Origin of the sequence: Chryseobacterium sp. OSA05B (genome assembly GCF_019970065.1) — a bacterium.
Classification (GTDB): domain Bacteria; phylum Bacteroidota; class Bacteroidia; order Flavobacteriales; family Weeksellaceae; genus Chryseobacterium.
Map to the genome: position 1 here is coordinate 679,024 of NZ_JAHXYH010000001.1, position 20,985 is coordinate 700,008.

15 protein-coding genes are annotated in these 20,985 nt (G+C 38.0%); 3 read left to right on the top strand and 12 right to left on the bottom strand.

All coding sequences use genetic code 11. The features are described 5' to 3' along the window. Positions 1-402 precede the first annotated feature (402 nt). Positions 403-1,341 (top strand): alpha/beta hydrolase, encoded by a 939-nt coding sequence (locus LC419_RS03010; protein WP_223605953.1) that lies wholly within the window; start codon positions 403-405, stop codon positions 1,339-1,341. A gap of 169 nt (positions 1,342-1,510) precedes the next feature. On the opposite strand, the gene LC419_RS03015 is transcribed toward LC419_RS03010, so the two are convergent. The 12 genes from LC419_RS03015 to LC419_RS03070 form a co-directional block, all read right to left on the bottom strand. Continuing rightward, positions 1,511-2,839 carry a hydroxymethylglutaryl-CoA synthase family protein gene (locus tag LC419_RS03015; RefSeq protein WP_223605954.1) on the bottom strand — a complete coding sequence of 443 codons (1,329 nt, stop codon included), beginning with the start codon at positions 2,837-2,839 and terminating at the stop codon, positions 1,511-1,513. A 149-nt stretch (positions 2,840-2,988) separates the two neighbouring features. Further along, positions 2,989-5,496 (bottom strand): M1 family metallopeptidase, encoded by a 2,508-nt coding sequence (locus tag LC419_RS03020; protein ID WP_223605955.1) that lies wholly within the window; start codon positions 5,494-5,496, stop codon positions 2,989-2,991. Positions 5,497-5,507: 11 nt separating this feature from the next. After that, positions 5,508-5,738: a hypothetical protein gene (locus tag LC419_RS03025; protein WP_223605956.1), complete on the bottom strand. Its 231-nt coding sequence runs from the start codon at positions 5,736-5,738 to the stop codon at positions 5,508-5,510. Positions 5,739-5,740: 2 nt separating this feature from the next. Further along, positions 5,741-7,063 (bottom strand): serine hydrolase, encoded by a 1,323-nt coding sequence (locus LC419_RS03030; protein WP_223605957.1) that lies wholly within the window; start codon positions 7,061-7,063, stop codon positions 5,741-5,743. 63 nt (positions 7,064-7,126) lie between these two features. After that, a complete protein-coding gene (locus tag LC419_RS03035; RefSeq protein ID WP_223605958.1) occupies positions 7,127-8,044 on the bottom strand; it encodes a hypothetical protein in 918 nt (305 codons plus the stop codon). Then, positions 8,044-8,838 (bottom strand): thymidylate synthase, encoded by a 795-nt coding sequence (locus tag LC419_RS03040; protein ID WP_034728766.1) that lies wholly within the window; start codon positions 8,836-8,838, stop codon positions 8,044-8,046. Before LC419_RS03040 ends, LC419_RS03035 begins: the two co-directional genes overlap by 1 nt. A 155-nt stretch (positions 8,839-8,993) precedes the next feature. Then, a complete protein-coding gene (locus LC419_RS03045; RefSeq protein ID WP_223605959.1) occupies positions 8,994-11,747 on the bottom strand; it encodes a M4 family metallopeptidase in 2,754 nt (917 codons plus the stop codon). A gap of 411 nt (positions 11,748-12,158) precedes the next feature. Further along, positions 12,159-12,599 (bottom strand): hypothetical protein, encoded by a 441-nt coding sequence (locus LC419_RS03050; RefSeq protein WP_223605960.1) that lies wholly within the window; start codon positions 12,597-12,599, stop codon positions 12,159-12,161. A gap of 155 nt (positions 12,600-12,754) precedes the next feature. Beyond that, positions 12,755-14,101, bottom strand: a complete 1,347-nt coding sequence (locus LC419_RS03055) for an alpha-amylase family glycosyl hydrolase (protein ID WP_223605961.1) — start codon at positions 14,099-14,101, stop codon at positions 12,755-12,757. A gap of 208 nt (positions 14,102-14,309) precedes the next feature. Then, positions 14,310-14,906, bottom strand: a complete 597-nt coding sequence (locus tag LC419_RS03060; protein ID WP_223605962.1) for a plasmid pRiA4b ORF-3 family protein — start codon at positions 14,904-14,906, stop codon at positions 14,310-14,312. Positions 14,907-15,040: 134 nt separating this feature from the next. After that, positions 15,041-16,072, bottom strand: coding sequence for a cell wall metabolism sensor histidine kinase WalK (locus LC419_RS03065; protein WP_223605963.1), 1,032 nt, complete (start codon positions 16,070-16,072; stop codon positions 15,041-15,043). 45 nt (positions 16,073-16,117) lie between these two features. Further along, positions 16,118-16,795: a response regulator gene (locus LC419_RS03070; protein WP_034728755.1), complete on the bottom strand. Its 678-nt coding sequence runs from the start codon at positions 16,793-16,795 to the stop codon at positions 16,118-16,120. A gap of 198 nt (positions 16,796-16,993) precedes the next feature. On the opposite strand from LC419_RS03070, the gene LC419_RS03075 reads away from it, so the two are divergent. After that, positions 16,994-19,636: a TonB-dependent receptor plug domain-containing protein gene (locus tag LC419_RS03075; RefSeq protein ID WP_223605964.1), complete on the top strand. Its 2,643-nt coding sequence runs from the start codon at positions 16,994-16,996 to the stop codon at positions 19,634-19,636. Between the two features lie 38 nt (positions 19,637-19,674). Further along, positions 19,675-20,895, top strand: coding sequence for a hypothetical protein (locus tag LC419_RS03080; RefSeq protein WP_223605965.1), 1,221 nt, complete (start codon positions 19,675-19,677; stop codon positions 20,893-20,895). Positions 20,896-20,985 lie beyond the last annotated feature (90 nt).

Below are 20,985 nucleotides of genomic sequence, written 5' to 3' on the forward strand. Positions count from 1 at the left end.
TTAAAAAGTATTTGCATTGAAAAAATAAAAAATAATCTAAGAAAAGCAATTAGATAGAAATTTTAACCCGTGAAAAAAAAATCATCACAATTAAACAAAATCTACAAAATGATAAATAATATAAATGATTAATGAATTGATTAACAAATAAAATAAAGATTCGGTTTTAGCAATTCGTAAACAAAATCAAGCTTTACCCTATAATTTCCTCAAAAAATAAACAATAAAACACTAAAAAAGAAAAACCGTCTCTAATAAAAAGTACTTTTTTATGATTAATTAAGAATAAAATAACAATAAGTTCAATAATTTAATGGACGTATTTTGCATAAAAAGGACTTTTAATATAATCAGACTTGGTACAAAAGGAAGATTGTTTTAAATTTATTTGTAAATACATCTATGAGAACCTTCATTATCCTAGTCATTGTATTATTAACAGGAAGCAGATATACAGCCCAGCTTCAGGAAAATAAGTTTCAGATTTCAAAAAAACTGGAACAAATCCCTTTGTATACAAACCAAATGCCTGACAGACCCGGACCACTAGGAGCGGAAGTAATAACCGCCAAAGGCTCTGTAACAAACATCTCAACACCAAGATTGATTGTTCACCGTCCTGCAAAACCTAACGGAACCGCTATTTTAGTGATCAGCGGCGGCGGATACGCTCATATTGAAATTGGTAAGGAAAGCACCCCCACAGCCAACTGGCTTCAATCTGAAGGTGTAACTGCCTTCGAACTTATCTACAGACTGCCTTCAGAAAACTGGAAAAGCACCAATGTACCCTTTGAAGATGCTCAACGGGCCATGCGTATCATCAGAAGCCTTGCAGAAAAGTATAAGATTGATGCCAATAAGATAGGAATACTTGGGTTTTCTGCAGGAGGACATTTAGCTGGATTTATCTCAGCTCAACCAGATAAAAAGCTCTACAGTCCTTTTGATGAGATAGATTCTTTATCTGCAAGACCCAATTTTACAGGACTAATCTATCCTGTAATTTCTATGCTTCCTCCCAATAATAAGACCCATGCAAGGAAAAGTATTTTGGGAACAAATCCTTCTGTTCCAGAAGAAGCTGCATTTTCAGTAGAAAAACTTGTAAATTCCAATATGCCCGTTACTTTTTTGGCGCAGGCAATTGATGATCCTATTTCTTCTGTTGATAATAGTTTGCTGCTATATTCTGCTCTAAAGAAGGTGAATGTAAAAGCTGAAATGCATCTTTTTCCAACCGGTGGTCACGGCTGGGGATTAGGTAAAAAAGGAAGTCCTGTAGCTGTCTGGCCGGAACTTTTTAAAACCTGGATGAAGAATAATGGTTTGTGGAAATAGACATGTAAGGAAGTTGAAAGCTGGAATTGGGAAGTTATTATATTCCTACCCAGATCTATCGTCCAGTTTTATTAATTTTTTTTTAAATGAATAACCAACATTAACTTCCAACTTCCCTCCTCCAGCTTCCATCCAGATAAACATTAATTATTGATCCTGCTGATATATCTTAATCCTGATAACGATAATATCTCGCTCCTTTCAAAACAGGGTTTTCCGATTCTACCGATACTAAGCCAAAACCTTTGTATTGGCTGTTGACAGACTGGTCAAGCCGCTTTCTATGTAATTTTTCGTAGGTTTCAAAATCAATTGCTGTTCTGTTTTTTAAATGTTCAAACACCTTCCATTTTGAAACGGCTGTTTTCCAGTTTTCAGATATTTTACCGGCAAAAACCTTAGATTTTGATCCGCTTCCATAGCCCAAAAAGCCAATTTCTCTCCCGGTCAATTCTTCACCTTCATCATAAGAAACCTGAATAGCAGACAATAATGCCATAAAAATTGAAGCCGTATACATATTCCCTATTTCCGAAGAGGCTCTTTGTGATCGTTCTATTTTTTCATTAATAAAATTCAGGTAGTCTTCAGATTTTGCAACCGCTTTCTGCTCCTCAGACGTTTGATAAGGAAGTCCGTTTTCCATACTGTATATCTCCGTAAAAACTCTTTTGCCATGAAAGGCATATGGAAGGTGGAAGATAAGATACCTCCAGTCCTCATAAGGCTTTTCTATCCCTGAAATTTCTTTATAATGCTGATAAGCTTCCCTGATTCTATCCTGATAACACTGGTTTGAATACTGTCCGTCAAAAACGGGTTCATCCGTAAAGATTTCGATCTTGTCCGGAAAAGCATCCGGTGCTGCATTTAAATCTTCCTTGCTATATGATCTTCTCGGTTTGAAAAAATCAAAAACACTTTCGGTAGCAACGCCCCAGTTGTTTTCAATTTCAAGCAGATCCGGTTTTGATGAAACCAGTAGTGCTACTGCTCCTCCACCCTGCGTATATTCGCCGGAAGAAGCCAGTTCATATTTAGCATAATCGCTGGCAATGACCACGGCTTTTTTGTCCGGATTTACTCTTACAAAATCAAGAGAATTGTGAAGCGCATCCACCGCTCCGATGCAGGCAAAAGTCATATCCACAACATCACAGTTCCTGAAACATCTTTCACCAAACTCCTTTTCCAGCACTTGCTCTACCATCTGCATTGCATAAGAAGCGGTAGGTTTCGCGGCATCCAGCGCGCTTTCCGTTCCCAGATAAATTCTTGCGATATCTTTCGGATTGAGATGATGGTCTTTGATCAGTTTTAATAAAGCCTCTGCTGCCAATGTAGCTGCATCTTCATGAACATCCGGGAAACCCATTTTATGCAATCCCAGTCCTTTTTCCAGTTTTGCGGGTTCAATTCCCCTTTTCTCCGCCAGGTCTTTGATCTCTAAGTACAAAGACGGCACATAATAGCCCGCAGCCTCAATTCCAAAAGTCATTCTATTCTAAATTTTTATACGAATTTATAAAATGATGTTTGAATATGCCTCCCATTTATTATCCTAATTTCGTTTTTAAAAATAAAAATCATAAAAAAACTGCTGTTTTTCACAGCAGTTTTATATTCTCAATAATTGAAAGGATTTTTTTACTTAAAATCTTCAATGGTTTTATTAATTGCATCGATCTGTTTATTGATGCTTGCTGCATTTTGAGGATTCTGTCTCAGAAGTTCCATTTTTTTATTTAACCCATCTTTCAGCATCTGGGAAATCATCATTTTCACCTGAGGATTATCTCCCATCTCACCTTTTGCATGACTAATGATTTTTGTAATGTTTTCAGTAGCCTTCAGATTATCCGAGCTCATGATCCAGTTATACCCTTCTTCTGCAGATTTCCCCAGTTCCGGGTTTTGGAATTTAATGAAAGGATAAAATGCCACAAGAGGCGTGATATTGGACATCTGAGAAGTCACTTTATTTTTTACAATCACCGGTAACAGCTGGCCCAATAACTCGTCTGAAGCACCTTCAAGGTCGATCTTGTCAGCCAGCGTATTGGCTTTTGACGGGTCTATGCTTAAAACAGCGCTTAATGAAGTTCCCTTGACAGCATTGGACACCGCATTCACTCCTTTTTCAAAAACAGGAAGGTACTTTTTATCTTTAGTTTTAGCCAAAGCCGTAATCGCAGCTGCCTGAACCAAAGTTTTCGGATCATTGGACGCCAGCTTCTCTACATCAGCACCTAAAGCTTTCATCTGTTCAGTATTGGAAAGATCCATCAACTGAAGGGCCTTGATTCTTGTTCTGAAGTAAGGATCTTTTAACGCTGCAGCCAATAATTTCGTTGCAGCCGGACTTTTTCCGACCTGATCTTTTATAGCAGCTAACGCTTTGTATCTGCTCTTAAATTCTTTAGAGTTGGTGAACTGCATCAGGTTTTGTTCCGGAGTCTTGGTATCGGTAATTTCCGCCAGTAAAATTCCGTCTGCATTGATATTGATCAGATCCGGAGTTTTTGAAACATCAAAATTGAATGTATTCTTTGCTTCAGCATTGACCCATACGTTATATCTTTTTGGCTTTCCATTGTCATATACATCGATGGCAAGAGGGAATTCGAATGGCTGATCCTGCGTTTGATTAATCGTTACGGCTACCTGCTTTTTCACCGGCTCGAAAGTAAACGAGTAGTTCAGCTTTGGATTTCCGCTTCCGAAATACCATTGATTGAAGAACCAGTTCAGATCTTTTCCGGAAACCTTTTCAAAAGAAAGTCTCAGCTGATGAGCTTCTGCGTTTTGGTATTCATTGCTTTTCAGATAATCATTCATTCCTGCAAAGAAAGCATCGTCACCCAGATAATTTCTCAGCATATGAAGGATCCCGCCACCTTTCTGATAGGTCACCAGATCAAAAACATCTTCACGGGAATCATAATTAAATCTCACGAGGTCTTTCTTGAAATCAGAAGGATTATGGATGTACATATTCACATCGGTCATCTGGTGATAATCTGCTTGGTCTTTTCCGTATTTATATTCGTTCCATAAATATTCGGAATAATTGGCGAAAGATTCGTTCACGGTAAGGTTGCTCCAGCTTTCTGCCGTCACAAGATCTCCGAACCAGTGGTGGAACAATTCGTGGGCAATTGTATCTTCCCATTTGTTTTCATCGATCAATTGTCCCGGTTTCTGAAGGATATCGCTTCCGTGAAGAGTGGCCGTTGTATTTTCCATGGCACCGCTCACATAGTCTCTTCCTGAGATCTGAGCATATTTTGCCCAAGGATAATCGTACCCCATCTTTTTAGAGAAAAACTCGATCATTTCCGGTGTATTTCCGTAGATCTGTTTTGCATAAGGTTCGTATTCTTTTTCGATATAATAATCTACCGGAATATTTTTCCATTTGTCTTTAACGATGGCATATTCGCCTACACCCATAAAGAACAGATACGTAGCATGTCTTTTATCCATGACCCAATGGTCCGTTCTTAAGCTTCCTTCTTTCTGTGAATCTTTAAGAATTCCATTGGAAAGGGTGACATATTTATCAGGAACGGTCATATAGATCTCCTGCGTAGTCTTCTGATTCGGTTTATCGATGGTTGGGAACCATGCTGAAGAAGATTCCGTTTCCCCTTGTGTCCAGATCTGAGTCGGCATATCCGGATCCTGCCCCTGTGCATTGACGAAATAAAGACCTTTGGCATCATTGATGGCCATGCTTCCTTTCTGCTTTACCTCATTCGGACGTGCCGTATACTTGATATATACTGTATATTCCTGATTTTTCTGATAGGTTTTATCCAGGGTAATCTTCAGGATCTCGTCCTTATATTCATATTTCAGAGGTGACTTTTTTCCGTTGCTATCAAGAGCTACTTCGTGAATCAGCATTCCTTTTGCATCAAGCGTCAGTTCGTTGGTAGGATAGAAATACGGAGTGGCAGTCAGCCATTCTTCCCCGCCCATTTGCTCTTTCTGATAATCAAAATTGACTTTAAGCTTGGTATGTTTAAGTTCCGTTACTTTGGTATGTGTGGCTCTGTACGCCTTTTCTCTTCCTGAAGTTTCGGTCTGTGCTGATACGTTTGCGGAAAAGAAAATTCCGAGTATAGCAATGGACAAAATCGCCTTTTTCATCTGTTACTTTATTATTTTTTAGAATTATTTTTTGTTATTATATCAAAAATATCATTAACCAGGGTTTCATAGTCACCCGTTTTCAGCTGCTCTTTGGTCTTAGCAAAGGCTTTTTTCAGTTCGCTTTCCGGGTTTTCATCATCAATGATCTCTACCGAGGCTACTCCTTTCAGCTGCAGAACTGCATTTTGAAGTGCTGTAAGATCTGCATTATCTTCTGTATTGATTTTTAAATATTTCATTTTTATTGTTTCTTAAAGGTAAAATTATTGGCACCCTGCGAGAAGTCCATGGTTCCTTTTTCAGCATTGAACTTCATTTTGATGCCTGCCATTTCAAATTTAAATTCGATTTCAGAGACTGCTTCCAGCGGAAACGCACCCTGTCCTGTAGCCTGCCCCATCAGTTTTCCTTCTTCCTGGAAAATTTTTATATCCAGCGGGAAGCCTTCTGTCTTGTAAAGTCCTTCATATTTTTTCAGAATTCCAGTCGCTACGGAAACTTCTTTAAAATTAGGCATTTTAAAATCTTTTCCAACTGCTGTCTGGATCATTTTGATCGAAATATCATTATTATCGTAATCTGATTGATTGGTGATGGCGCTCACTGCTACTTTCAGGTCAGGAAAATAATACAATACCGATCGGAACTGATCAATTCCACCGTTATGTCCGTAGCCCGAATATTTTTCAAAAGGTACCTGTGCAATTCCGTAGCCATAGCCGTCGATAAAGTTTTTCATCCCGGAAAGGCTGGCTTTACTGATGAGTTTTCCGTTTTCCAGAGCAATGATAAACTTCAAAAGTTCAGTAGGCGTAGAAATAATATCTCCTGCACCCAGCGGAACGCTCATATCTGTTTCCTGCCATGGCTGATAGCTCCCGTTGGAATAGGTATAGGAAAGCGCCTGGTTTTTGGAAGGATCAATCTTTCCGCCCACTTCAGTAAGTGTCAACTTCAGAGGATTTGTAATTTTAGCCTTAAGCAGCTCTGCGTACGTTTTTTTATAGACCTTTTCCAGTATAAAGGTCAGCAGAATATAGTTGGAATTGCTGTATTCGTATTTGGTTCCCGGAGCAAAGTCGCTTTTATATTTTTTGATGATTGAGAACAGGGATTGCTCTGTCTGGGGTTTTGTATTGTACATCCAGTAATCCTGTTCATCCGTCAGATTATGAATTCCGCTTCTGTGCTGCAAAAGATTTTCCACGGTAATTTTATCTGCATTTTCTATTTCCGGATACCAGGCAGAAAGCTTGGTGTCAAGGGAGATTTTTTTCTCTTCAACAGCTTTCATCACAAGAACTGCGGTGAAGGTTTTGGAAATAGAACCTATGCGGTATTGGGTATTGATATTGGCTTTCTGCTGTTTTGAGGCATCGGAGAATCCCGTAGTTTTCAGAAAAGTAGACTGGCCGTTCTCTGCAATGGCAAAGCTTCCCATTACTTTATGACGAACAGAAAGTGAATCGAGATAATCCATTAATTTCTGTTTGTTTGCAATTTGAGAAAATGCCATACACGAAATACTTGCTGTTGCCACAAAAAACAGTTTTTTCAGAATCATATTATTAATTTTCCAATCAGTAGTAAAATTAAGGATTCTGTTACAGCAGGGAGCGTAGGAATATTAGTCGTAATCTTCAGAAGAGATCCCGTTATTTTCCAGCTGAGACATAATCTGATGATCCTCTTTCCACAGGCTGTCTTTTTTAAGGTAACTCAGGACTGTCTTTTTATTTCCCGGATTATTAAAAGAAAGAAGCATGGACACGTAACCTCTTTTATGATAAGTATTAATAGAATCATTTTCGATCAGATTTGCAAATTCTTTCTGCAACAGGTCTTTGTATTCCCTTTTGTGCCATGAGTTAAGGTATTGCAAAGCCGGTTGTCTATGATTTTCAAAGGCCTGTTTTGCGATCTGGCTTTTCAGTCCGTCGGAATACGTTCTGTTTTTCAATGCTGTTGCAAGGATAAGTTCCGAAGAATCCGGCATAAACAGAATCATGCTGTCGAGCTGTTTCAAATTTGGATCGGAGTGGAGTTCTTCCGGTTTCAGTTTGTAATACTGTGTCCAGTAGACCGGTTCTGCCGGATGATCATGACTAAGAATACACCCATTCTGTACGTGTACGATCCCTTTTCTGGAAAGCATTTTTTGGAAAACCGGAATTGTATATTGACTGTCCTTTTCTGACAGCCCGATGACAGCGTACACCGCGACTGCACTATTTTTATTATCTACTAATGACAGCAACTCCTCATTGGAAGCTGCTTTATATAATTTTTTGAAATTCCTGAAATTAGCAGGCGTGTCTGTGGCGCCTTTTCCTCCCTGTTCTGTTTCATAGATGTTTAAAGACGAAATATCTTTAACGATCTTTCTTAAATGCTGTGGCACATTTAAAGTATCAAAGACAGCATCTTTTGTATAATCAAAATCGTCGATCAACAGATTTGTAACAACCTGTTCTTTCTCTTCTTTTTTATGACAGCTGAAGAGAGCAATGGCAAGAATAACAGCGAAAATTCCCGGAATCTTCATTATACCGCCACAGGAGCTTTAATGCCCGGATGCGGATCATAATTTTCAAGGGTAAAATCTTCAAATGTAAATCCGAAAATATCTTTGATCTCAGGATTCAGTTTCATTACAGGAAGTGGTCTTGGGTCTCTGGAAAGCTGCTTATTCACCTGCTCAAAATGATTGTTATAAATATGTACATCCCCGAAACTGTGAACATAATCTCCAACTTCCAGGTCACATACCTGCGCCACCATCATCAGCAATAATGCATAGCTCGCAATATTGAAAGGCACTCCAAGAAATACATCAGCACTTCTCTGGTACAGCTGCAGCGACAGCTTTCCATCTGCTACATAAAACTGAAATAAAGCGTGACAGGGTGCCAGCGCCATATTAGGAATTTCGGCAGCGTTCCATGCAGAAACAATCAACCTTCTGGAATCCGGATTTTTTTTAATCTGATCAATTACTTCTGTGATCTGATCCACGATTTTTCCATCCGCTCCCTGCCAGCTTCTCCACTGCGCACCGTAAACAGGACCTAAGTCTCCATTTTCGTCTGCCCATTCGTCCCAAATACTTACTCCGTTGTCATTCAGATATTTGACATTGGTATCTCCTTTCAAAAACCAAAGCAGTTCATAAATAATGGATTTCAGGTGTACTTTTTTAGTGGTCACCATTGGAAAACCTTTAGATAGATCATACCTCAACTGGTACCCGAAAACACTTCTGGTTCCGGTCCCTGTTCTGTCCGTTTTATCTGTTCCATTGTCTAAAATATGCTGTAAAAGGTCTAGGTAGTTCTGCATTTTTGAAAGCGGGTTTTGATGGTTCAAATTTAGAAAAAACTAACCGATTTTGAGTTATCATAGATCATAAAAAAACAGCTGTGAAATTATTTTCACAACTGTTTACTATTATTTTTTACTTATTGAATCCCGAAGGATCCGTTAAAAATCAATGATTAATTTTTAATAATTTTCAGGCTAATTTTCTCTTTTCCATTATCCAATGAAAGAATATAAACACCCTGAAGCAATGCTTCCACGTTGATAGACTGGGATTTGGTTTCGCCAGACTGAACTACGCTTCCACGGGCATCAACAAGCTGATATCTGAATTCTGAACCGGATTGAGATTTGATCTTAATGATATCTTTTACCGGATTTGGATAAACACTGATTGTACTGTTCTCACCTGAAGTTTCGGCAATCAATGAAGAGACAGCTCCTGCAGAGTTGATTTTTAAGGTATAATCTTCAACCTGTCCATAGTTAAATGTTCCACACGATGAAGAAGGCACCGCATTGTATCTCATGATCACCCTCATTCTTGTATTTCCTGTAAGTGCAGTACTTGGAATGGTGATATTTCCGGACACAGGAGATGTTGTGCTCGCTGTTTTAGACCATGCTAGTTCTCCGCTATCTGTAAAGTCTCCATCGCCGTTATAATCAATATAAACCGCATATCCCTCACTGTATTTTATAGAGGTCCATGATGGTGTGATGGAAACGGTATAAGAAGTTCCTTTCGTCACACTTCCAATAACAGAAGTAAAGTTCTCATATCCTGCTGTACCTGTTGATGATTGATTAATATCCGCAAATTTCACATTACTGATACGTTCATCGGCCGTAGAGTTACCAGAAGATGAGCAATAGGTGACAGTACCTCCGCCAGATTGTGTGGTTATGCTCACCGCATTACTTGCTGCTGAAATATTTCCTGCTGCATCTTTTGCTTTCACGGTGAAGCTGTAGGCAGTAGCCGGCGTCAATCCTGTTACGGAGTACGTTGCAGAAGCCGTAGATCCAAGAAGACTTGTCCCTCTGTAAACATCATATCCTGTTACTGCTACGTTATCAGTAGATCCGTTCCAGGAAAGTATTGTGGAGGTTTGCGTGGTCCCTGAAGCAGTCAATTGAGGTGCAGTAGGTGCCTGAGTATCTGTTGTGGTTCCGCCGGAATAGGCTGTTCCTAATCCTACCGCATAAAATGCATTCTGAGTAGCCTGATGCTCTGCTGAATCTGCACCGTAAAGATCTTTTGCAGATTGAATTCCATAAGTTAAAGCGTTGTTATAATTAGAATTGGCGGTCAGATAAGAGGTTTCTAATCTGTAAACAATTTTTGCTGCTTTTTCAAATCCGATTCCTGCAACGGTGAAGTTGTTTCCAATATCATTGGTTCCTGAACCTCCCTGTACCAGAAGATAGAACCAATGATTCAGCACACCGCTGTTGTAGTGAACCCCACAGTTATCGTTAGTGTCAGGATTGGGAATACAGGAATTGCTGGCATCTTTCCAATAGGTTCCTTTGTAGGTATCCGGCTGTTTGGACAATCCTGAATTGGGATTGCTCATAGATCTTAAATAATTAGGCGCTACTTTAGTAATATCCTCCCCGATTAAAAAGTTTTGTTTCTCGGGGGCATAAGCATTTTCAATCACGGTTCCCCAGATATCGGAAAGCCCCTCATTCAATGCTCCTGATTCTCTTTGATACACCAGATTAGCCGTTTCCTGACATACGGCATGTCCTAATTCGTGAGCGGTTACGTCAAATGCCCCAAGAGGTTTAAATGTGCTGGCTCCATCACCATACACCATTGCACTTCCCGTCCAGGCTGCATTTTCCCATGAGTTTCTTACATGAACATAACTGTCAAGTACGGCTCCTTGATTATCATAACTATTTCTATTGAATGTATCTTTGAAATAATCGTATGTTTTTTCTACTCCCCAATGAACATCCAGTGCTACATCATTCCCTGTTGAAGAATGTTCTGCCGTTGTCCAGTTGTTGTCCGTATCCGTAATATTATTTTTTGTAAGACTGGTATAGTTTGCATTATTGTTATTGTAGGTATTGACCCCACCTCCTCTTGTGTTGTCTTTTAATGCATATTTTCCACTTACAAGGGTGGTTTCAATTGATTTTGTTCCACTGTATTTTGTCTGGGCGCTTCCGGCAACAAAAATTGATGCAAAATCCTTTTTTGACTGGTTCTCCGGTCCTGCAGGAGAAATACCGCTCATTCCCTTGCCATGAGAATGCTCTCCGGTATGCTTCATAATCTGGTCATTAAGCAATACAGCACCTGACTTGGCATCCACATATACATTAGACCTCAGGAAAGGTTCAGCGGAAAAGATATCAAACTTATAGGACAGTAAAAGTCTGTATTTACCATTGGCAGCTTCAACCGGTAATAATACAAGCTCTCCTTTTGGCTGATAATTAATCTCTCTGCCGTACTCTGTGTTGGTCATTAAAGCTTTCGCGCCAATATGTTTCACGGCAGTTTTAAGTGCAGCAGATTCTGAAACATCAGGCTGGGTATTCAGATCGTTGGTATCATAGAATTCTCCATTCATACTTACCAGATTACCTTTTACGTAATGCAGCATATAATTGGCAAATTCAACCTTAATCCCATTGTGATAGAGCTGATATTTTTCATCAGAAAAATCACTGAAGAGTTTTGCGGAATTAATTTTAACCATTTTAGATCCTGCGGGAAGATTTAAGATCTCGGAGAAGAATTTTCCGTTGTCGGATAATGCAAGATCTCTTGCATTGGTTCCTGGTTTGAATGTGATCATTGATGAATTACCCTCATCAATTCTTTGCTCAACATATCTTTGAGCCTGTAGGCTAAGTCCGCTTATCAAAAGCGGAACAAAAACCATAAGTGTTAATTTGTTTTTCATAAAAAATATTATTTTGGTGTGTTGTCAACCCAAATATAATAATTGAACTAATACAATTAACAAAAAAATTAAAATATAATTACGATATTCACATTTTTAACCAAACATGTTTGAAAAATAATTAATCAAAATTAATAATTAATATAAAAAAAATTAACTAAAATATTTCAAATTAAGAAAAAATGATCCATCAAAACTCTTAGATTAATTTAAATTTTTAACGATAAAAATTTATTAATATTTACGCTCAAATTTCCTTTATTTCTTTAAATCAGACCATGAATTTATCCTATTGATTCAAAAATTCTATTAATTTTTTAACGATAATTTATCACAAAAGGAATAAAAATTAATATCCCATGGTCGGATTTAAAAATTTTTACTTAGATTTCTTGTTTTCACCCCCATAATCTACCAGATATCTACAATCTTTTGGTGAATATTATTTACAACAAACCCTTCTGTAGATTTTTTACCTGACATCGCTTTCACCAGTGGAGATTCTGCAGAGACCGTCATAATCTTTTGTGCGCCTGAAATAATTTCACCTACAGATACCGTAATATAAAATAAACCCTTATCTGTTTTGACTAGAGCTCCGGTCTGTACCTTATCGGAAGGCTCAGTTGATATTTTCTGGATAACTGCCAGCTGATTCAAAGATTCGTTAAGCTGTCGCTGGAGATTATTAATTTCCTGCTGAAGCATTTCCCGGCCGGTTTCATACTTATCGCCCATGGAACTTTTGGTATCATTGCTCGAAGCACGGGTTTCTGCAATAAGGTCTTCAAAGGTTTGAATCTTGGTGGTAACTTTTGTTTTTATGATATTTAATAATTCCTGTTTGTTCATGTCATGAAAGTTTTCGTGTGAAAATCTCTTAATTTATCTTTCAAGAGGATGACCGTCCTCAAAAATAGATATTGGGCTAAAGCCCCTCTGCAAATATGCGTAAAAAAGCGGGCTAAAACCCGCTCCTATTGAATATTGTATTTCAGATAAGCTATTTATTTTTCAAAAACTGCGTAATCTGAAACTTTGAAAGCGAAATCTTTTCCACTGTCAAAATCTCTTTTTGTTCTGTCGAAAATATTGTGAAAAGTTCCCGACAGGTTTTGGTCTTCGATGGTAAAATTAACGGGTTCCTTTGACATATTCAGCACAACCAGAACTTCATCTTTTCCGTTTTTTCTTACGTAAGCCAGAATCTTGTCATTGGCTGTTGTATTCAGCAGATAAGTCGACACACGAGTATCTCCGCCCCTTAATGCAGGGTTGGAAGCTTTTAGGTCCAGTAATGTTCTATAGAATTCGGCCATCTGATAATCAGTGGTCCATTTGATCGCATCTTTTTCAAAGAATTCAAGTCTTTTCATATTGGGAAGTTCCTGGCCTGAATACAACAGTGGAACACCATTCCATGTTGCTGAGAATATCGCCATCGCCTTGGTAATTACTCCGTATTTTTCATATTCCGTTCCATTCCAGGAATTTTCGTCGTGGTTGGCTGTAAACCAAGCTCTCATGGAAGCATCTCCGATATTGGAATATTGCTGTAACAGATCTTTCAGTTCCTGCAGAGGCTCATTTTTCTTGTAATAATCTGCAGATTTATGCATCCATTTCCATGAATAGCTGGCGTCAAATACTTTTCCATATTCAGGACTTTCCAGTTCATCAAATTCACCCAGCCAGAAAAGTGGTTTTATTTTTTCCAATTCCGGACGGGCCTGCTGCCAGAAATCCACTTCCACCCACGAAGCGAGGTCACATCTGAAACCATCAATGCCCGTTTCTTTTACCCAGAATTTCATCGCCTCAATCATGGCGAGTCTCATTTCCTTGTTTTTATAATCCAGTTCAATAATGTCATCCATTCCGGAAGCAATATGGAATTTCCCGTCGGCATCTTTCAGGTAGAATTCAGGATGTGTTTTTGTCCAAATATGATCCCAACCGGTATGATTGGCTACCCAGTCTATGATGACTTTGAATCCAAGCCTGTGGGCCTCGTTCACCATATGTTTGAAATCGTTCATGGTTCCAAACTCCGGATTAATGGAAGTATAATCGGATGCTGCATAAGGGCTTCCGAGGCTTCCTTTCTTGTTCTGCTGAGCGATAGGAGTTACCGGCATGAACCAAAGTGTTCTGACCCCCATTTTTTTCAGGCGTGGCATTTCTTTTTCAAATGCCTTGAACGTTCCTTCGGGTGTATATTGTCTGATGTTTACTTCATATATATTGGTGGTGTGCTTCCATTCTTTCGGAGAATCCATAGTGTGTGTTGTATTTTGAGTGGTACAGGAAACAATTCCCAGACCAATTACTGCTAGTAGAATTAATTTCTTCATTCATCTATTTTTAACAAAAGTAAGGAAAATGAACTGTGTGAAGGTGAATTGTGAATTGTAAACCGTGAATTTTATGTGAATGGTGAATTGTCAATAGTGAATTTTACCAGCGGACCATCATTGACTATTGACTTGCGAAGCAAAATTCACAATTGACATAAAAAAAGCCCCGGACAAAAAATCCAGGGCCTTGTATTGTATTCAGATATTATCTTTCGTCATCGTTATCTTCTTCGTCTTCGAAAACATCATCGTTGTAGTTTTCTTCTTCCTCGTCATCGAAGTTGTCATCATCTTCATCTTCAAAATTGGTGCTTCCGCCAAAGTCATCTTCAAAGTTGAAATCATCATCAATCAAAGGCATTGCTGATCTCTTTTTGGATCCTCCAGAACCGCTTTTGCTTGGTGCTTTTAATGGAACGTTTCCGAATCTGTATACTGTGATTGGGTAAATAACCCCTTTTGTCTCGTCGATTACCTCTACAAGCTCGCAGAAGAATTCCCAAAGGTCAAGAAGCCCGTATTGAAACTGAGCTTTATCTCCTACACTTTCAAAAGCTTCATCAATGTACACATCTGACATAATTTCGCCATCACCATCGTCACTCATATCTTCCAGGGGAACACTTTTAACAATTGTTCCGTCATCTTCCAACATATTAAAAGTGGAAAGTTCATCGCCCTGAAGACTGAACGCACTTTTAATTCCCAAATGTAAGTTCCATAGTGATTGTTTTCCTTTTACTTCAATATCACGGAAAATATCCTCTTTCGCATCTAATATTACGCGGATCTTGTAAACCATATCAGTTTCTTAAATTACTTTTTTGCCTTAATTATTATGATAAATCTCTGTTGCAAATATATAATAAATGACATGTGACAAAAAAATATTTCAGGATTTTTTAAAATATTTTTTTTTCTTACATTTTACCGGAATTATTTGCTTTTTTCAAGCATAAAACTGAATTTAGTTCCTTCAAGATAAACACTTTCTACGGTTATATTTTCGCTATGGGCTTCCAGGATGTGCTTTACGATTGCAAGTCCGAGGCCGGAACCTCCTTCCCTTCTGCTTCTGCTGGTTTCCACGCGGTAGAATCTTTCGAAGATCCTTGGAAGAATCTCTGCTTTGATTCCCATTCCGTTATCGATGACCTCGATCAGGACTTTATTTTTAAGAACACTGGTTTTGACTACAACTCTCGCTTCCTGCCTGTTGGCATAATGGATGGCATTGGAAATTAAATTGATGAAAACCTGTGAAATCTTCTGTTTGTCGGCATCTACAAAGATTTGCGGATGTAGGGTCTGGATCTGTAGTGTGGTATTGTGTTTTTCCGCTTCAAACTCGAGAAGTTCAAAAATTTCTTTAATTAAAAGATTGACATCAAATTTTGAATTGGTGATACTGATCTCTCCTGCTTCCAGACGGTTGATCATATCCAGATCTGTAACAATAGCGATCAGCCTTTCCACTGATTTATCGATTCTTTCCAGGTATTTATCACGAATGGTAAGATTGTCCACACCGCCGTCTCTAAGGGTTTCTACATATCCCTGAATAGAAAACAAAGGGGTTTTAAGTTCATGGGAAACATTTCCGATGTATTCTTTACGGTAGCTTTCCATTTCTTTCATCATATCAATCTCCGTTACCTGCTGCTGGTTAAGATCCGAAAACCTTTCGCCCAGTTCTTTAATGGTGATGTTTTCGTTATTGTCATGAACAATTTCCTGCGGAAGCATCTGTGAAAGTCCACGAACCTGCTTTTTTCCGTAGTAGTTGAAGAGAAGCTCCAGAACAACGTAATTGATGATGAAAATAAGAATCAGACAGATAAAAAGGCCGATTTTAAAGAAAGGCGTCCGGTAATAGATATCCTTCAGCGAATCAAAGATGATCACTAAAAGAAACATCACCAGTGTCAGAAGACACGAGGCGACGAGTGTAAGTCTGTAAAATTTCAATTTTACAAGTTTTTATAGGTTATGTAAAGGTAGGAATTTAAGGTATTAAACGATAAGCTTATAACCGATTCCTTTTAATGTCTGGATGGTATTAATTCCCAGTTTTTCTCTTAATCTTCTGATGTGAACGTCAATGGTTCTTTCTCCCACGATCACGTCATTTCCCCATACTTTTTCAAGAATTTCTTCTCTTTTAAATACTTTTTCAGTGTTTGAAGCCAGAAGATACAACAAGTCGAATTCTTTTTTAGGAAGAAGGAACTGCTGTCCGCTTTTGGAAACTCTGAAATTGTCTTTATCGATAATCAGGTCACCAATTTCGATCAGTTTTGCATTATCAGATACCTGAGAAGTCAACTGTAATAAAGCATTTACTTTAGAAATCAGAATTTTTGGTTTGATCAGCTTTACAATATAATCATTAGCTCCGGCCTGGAATCCTGCAAGCTGTGAGAACTCTTCGCTTCTTGCGGAAAGGAAAACGATGAGTGTTTTCTGAAGTTCTTTTACTTTGCGAAGTTCCTGACATGTTTCGATACCGTCTTTTTCAGGCATCATAACATCTAACAGGATAAGGTCCGGGATGATCTCCTTGGCTTTATCTATACCTTCATTACCGTTTGTGGCAGTATAGATATCGTAGCCTTCTTTTTCCAGATTATAAGACAGAATCTCTAAAATATCCAGTTCGTCGTCTATTAAGAGTATTTTCTTTTGGTTCATTTTAAATTTTTACAGAGTCAAAGTTAATAAATTTTAAAGCACAGATGAACAAATCTATTATCGTTCACATAAAGTTAACAATAACTCCCTTTTATTAATGTTTAGTTAAAAAAAAATTAAAACACCCTAAACCATTTACCCCGTTAATCTTTTATTCCTTTGCACCGAAAGAATCTAGTAAATAAAGTAAGTAAAATAATGAAAATTAATAAACTTAGCATTGCAGTCGTATTTTTATCCGGATCAATGTTTTACGCTCAGGAAACGAAGCAGGACACGATTATAAAGGAGAAAAAAATTGATGGCGTAGTAATCCAGGGAAGCAGTAACAAGAAAACTGAAACTGCGGTATTAGGAGAACAAAAAAAAGCGGTTATTCAAAAACAGGCTGTAAGTGCTGAAGAGATATCCAGAAAAGGAATCTCTAACGTAGAACAGGGACTTACGAAAGTAACGGGAATCACTACGGTAGAAGGAAGAGGACTTTTCGTGAGAGGTCTTGAAGAACGATACAATTATTTATTGATCAACGGTCTTGGATCTCCTTCCAACAACCCATTCCAAAAGATCATTGCGCTGAAGCAGTTCCCAACGGATGTGGTAGGAAAATTAAATATCTATAAAACCTTCAACTCGAATCTTTACGGAGATTTTGCAGGAGCTACTTTTGATATCGAAACACTTACGATTGATAAGCCTTTTACAAAGGTGGAATTTAGTGTGGGAGTGAATACTTTGAGCACATTCAGAAATAATTTCAAAGTGGCTGAAGGCGCAGACGGAATGAACGGATATTTAGGATTAAATTCTAAAGACAGAAGACTTCCGGATGAGATTAGAAATTCAAGACCAAGCAACTATAGATTTACAGCGAATGAATCGACAAATTCATTCAAAGACTCCTGGAATGTAGATAATGTAAAAACAATGCCTAATACAAGTCTTGGATTTACTACTGCACAGAAAGTAAAAATGGGATCAGGAAATTTAGGCGTTTTATTCTCTTTAAACCAAGGGAGTAAGTTTGAATATAAAAACGGAGACAACAATCAGTTCAGATCGCTAGGTAAAGATTCATTCATTGATAATATGAATTTTCTTAACCGTAAACAATACACTTATGAAACAGAATCTTCCGTTTTATTAGGTTTAGGCTATAAGAACAAAGGGACCAGCGTTAACTTAAATGCTATTTATTTACAGAATACAAATAATATCATAGAGGATAACTTCGGATATAAAGACGGCCAGGTCCGTAACAAAGAAAGTGGTTTTTTCAGAACCAATCAGTTAGATATTTCAAGATTTTTAGACTTGCAGTTAACAGCTTCTCAAAAAATAGCAGACAGACATCAGGTAAAGGCCGGAGCGAGTTATGTAATGAATAATTATCAGCAACCTGACAGAAAGATTATAGAAGCTAACCGTATTGATCCTGTAACAAATCAAATGCTTCCTGACGGGTATGTTCAGATGCGTTACGGAGGAAATAACCTTATCCGTCAGTATCTGGATGTCGATTCAAGATTCTACGGTTCAGCTTTCGCAGAATATCAGTTATCACTGGGTGAAAAAGGAGACAGAAAAGACTACCCTATTCAGATTGCTGTAGGTTACAATGGTTTCTCTGATTTCAGAAAAACTTCTTACCGATTTATCTTCGGACGTACGTCAGGAACCTCAAATCAGGCTCATGTAGTTAATATTGACAGTCCACAGGATGTCTTTAATGCTTCAATAAATGATGGAAGTTTATTTTATCAGGAAGGTTCTGATACATCTCAGTTCTATTCCAGTTTTTATCAGATCATCAATGGTGGTTATGCCAATATCAATCTTAAACCGAATGATTCATGGGATATCTTATTGGGAGCAAGATATGAAAATGATATGACCCTGATCCGTTATTCCAAACAAAGTGAAGATAATAAGCAGAATTTAGAAAAAAATAAAGATTTCTTCCTTCCTTCATTATCCATTAAAAAGGCAATAAACAATAAACATAATTTAAGATTCTCTTTCAGCAAAACGGTTACACGCCCTATCCTGATCGAGACTATGCCAATTACCTATATTAACCCGGATAACGTAAACATTGTAGGTAACCCTGAAATTAAAAACAGTGAAAACTATAACTTCGACTTGAAATGGGAATATTTCCCTACCAACAAGGAAATGTTTGCTGTTAACCTATTTGCAAAAAGAATCGACAACGCTATTGAACGTTCATTAGTAGCGTCAGGAAATGCAACAGGTTCTACGATCACATTCTTCAATGCTAAAAAAGCTGATTTATTCGGAGTAGAACTGGAAGGGATTTTAAATTTAAGCAGAATCTCTGAATCTCTTCACAATTTCACTTTGGGTGCCAATGCAACCATCATGTATTCGGATGTTGAAAGAAGTGCAGATCAGTTGAAAATGGAAGAACCTGAATGGTTTAAAACAACTGGAGAAAAACTGCGTAAAAGAGGTTTACAGGGAGCTGCTCCTTATACTATCAATGCTGATTTAAAGTACGAACTTAAAAACCGCAATAACTTAGCGCATACATTCTCTCTTGTTTACAATGTATCAGGAAGTAAAATATATGCAACAGGAGGTGCAGGTACGGATAACTACTACGAAAAGCCGTTCAGCCAAATCGATTTTGTATACCAGGGACAGTTATCTAAAAACTGGAATGTAAAGTTTGGAGTCCAGAATATCTTAGACAGCAAATATAAAATCTTATTGGGTGACAAAAATTATCTCCCGCTTAATTTAGAGGAAGGAAATAATACATTGGTCAACTATTACAGAGGTATAACATTCAACTTTACCGTAGGATATACATTCTAAATAAATAAATTAATAAAAAATAAAAATAAAGTATAAAAATGAAAAGAAGAGTTTTATCATTACTATCGTTAACAGCCGTGTTAACATTAGCCTTAAATTCATGTACTATCGAGGTAAATGATGGCTTAGGAGACGGTACTACAGTTACTACTCCTGGAACTACTGAAAGTGTATTAAGCGGAAGCGGAACATTGTCAGGAACTATCTCAAAAGATATCCTTATCAAAAAAGGAAGCTATACATTAGACGGAATCGTAAAAATTACAAATAACGCTACCATCACTATCGAAGCAGGAGCTACTTTCAATGTAGTAACTTCTAAAACAAGTGGTTTAGTGATTCTTCAGGACGGAAAGATCAACGCTGTAGGTACGGCTGCTGAGCCAATTGTATTTACAACTTCTACCAAAACTCCTGGAGACTGGGGTGGAATTACCATCTACGGAAGCGCTCCTATCAAAGCGGTGAATGGAAATACACAGGCTCTTTCTGAAGACGGAAATAACGTTTACTACGGAGGGACTGATGCCAATTCAAATTCAGGAACCATGAAGTTTGTAAGAGTGGAATATGCAGGTAAAAAGATTGGTGATGGTACTTCTGAAACCAACTCTATGACGTTCTACGCTGTAGGAGCAGGAACTACTTTAGAGAACCTTGTAACCTACAAAGGAACTGACGACGGATATGAATTCTTCGGTGGAACTGTAAGTGCTAAAAACATCGTGTCTTACGGTAACTTCGATGATTCTTTCGACTGGCAGGATGCATGGAGCGGACAGAACAATACCAACTGGTACGCTTTCCAGACAGGAACAGGGAACTTCGGAATGGAAATCGAAGCTTCAGGTAATGCTGATAACGTAGCACCAAAAGTATCCAACATCACTTTAATCAGAGATACGAATACTAACCCGGAATCTGCAAACTCTCCCGAAATTTCTGCAATCCAATTCAAAAAACACGGAACAGGAATTTTCTCAAACGTTTATATCAGCGGTTATAAAAATATTGGAACGCAGAAAGGGTATGCTGTACTGATCCAGGATGATGCAACCAATACAAGCCAGGTAAATACAGGAAAAGTAGTAGTATCACCTCTTACTTACTTGAATTCGGACAATCCGGGAGTTTGGGGCTATGCTCAAACTAATGGTGGAAAAACGTTCACCAATGCTGCTACAGTTACCAAAGTATCTCTAACTCCTGGAGCTTGGGCTACAGTAGACGGAGTAAACCTTTTAGCAGGATTACAATAAGTAACTAGTTTCTTCATATCAAATTTTAAAAGCCATCAGGAATTTTTTCTGATGGCTTTTTATTGTATATTGGTTTTAATCATTTTTAAT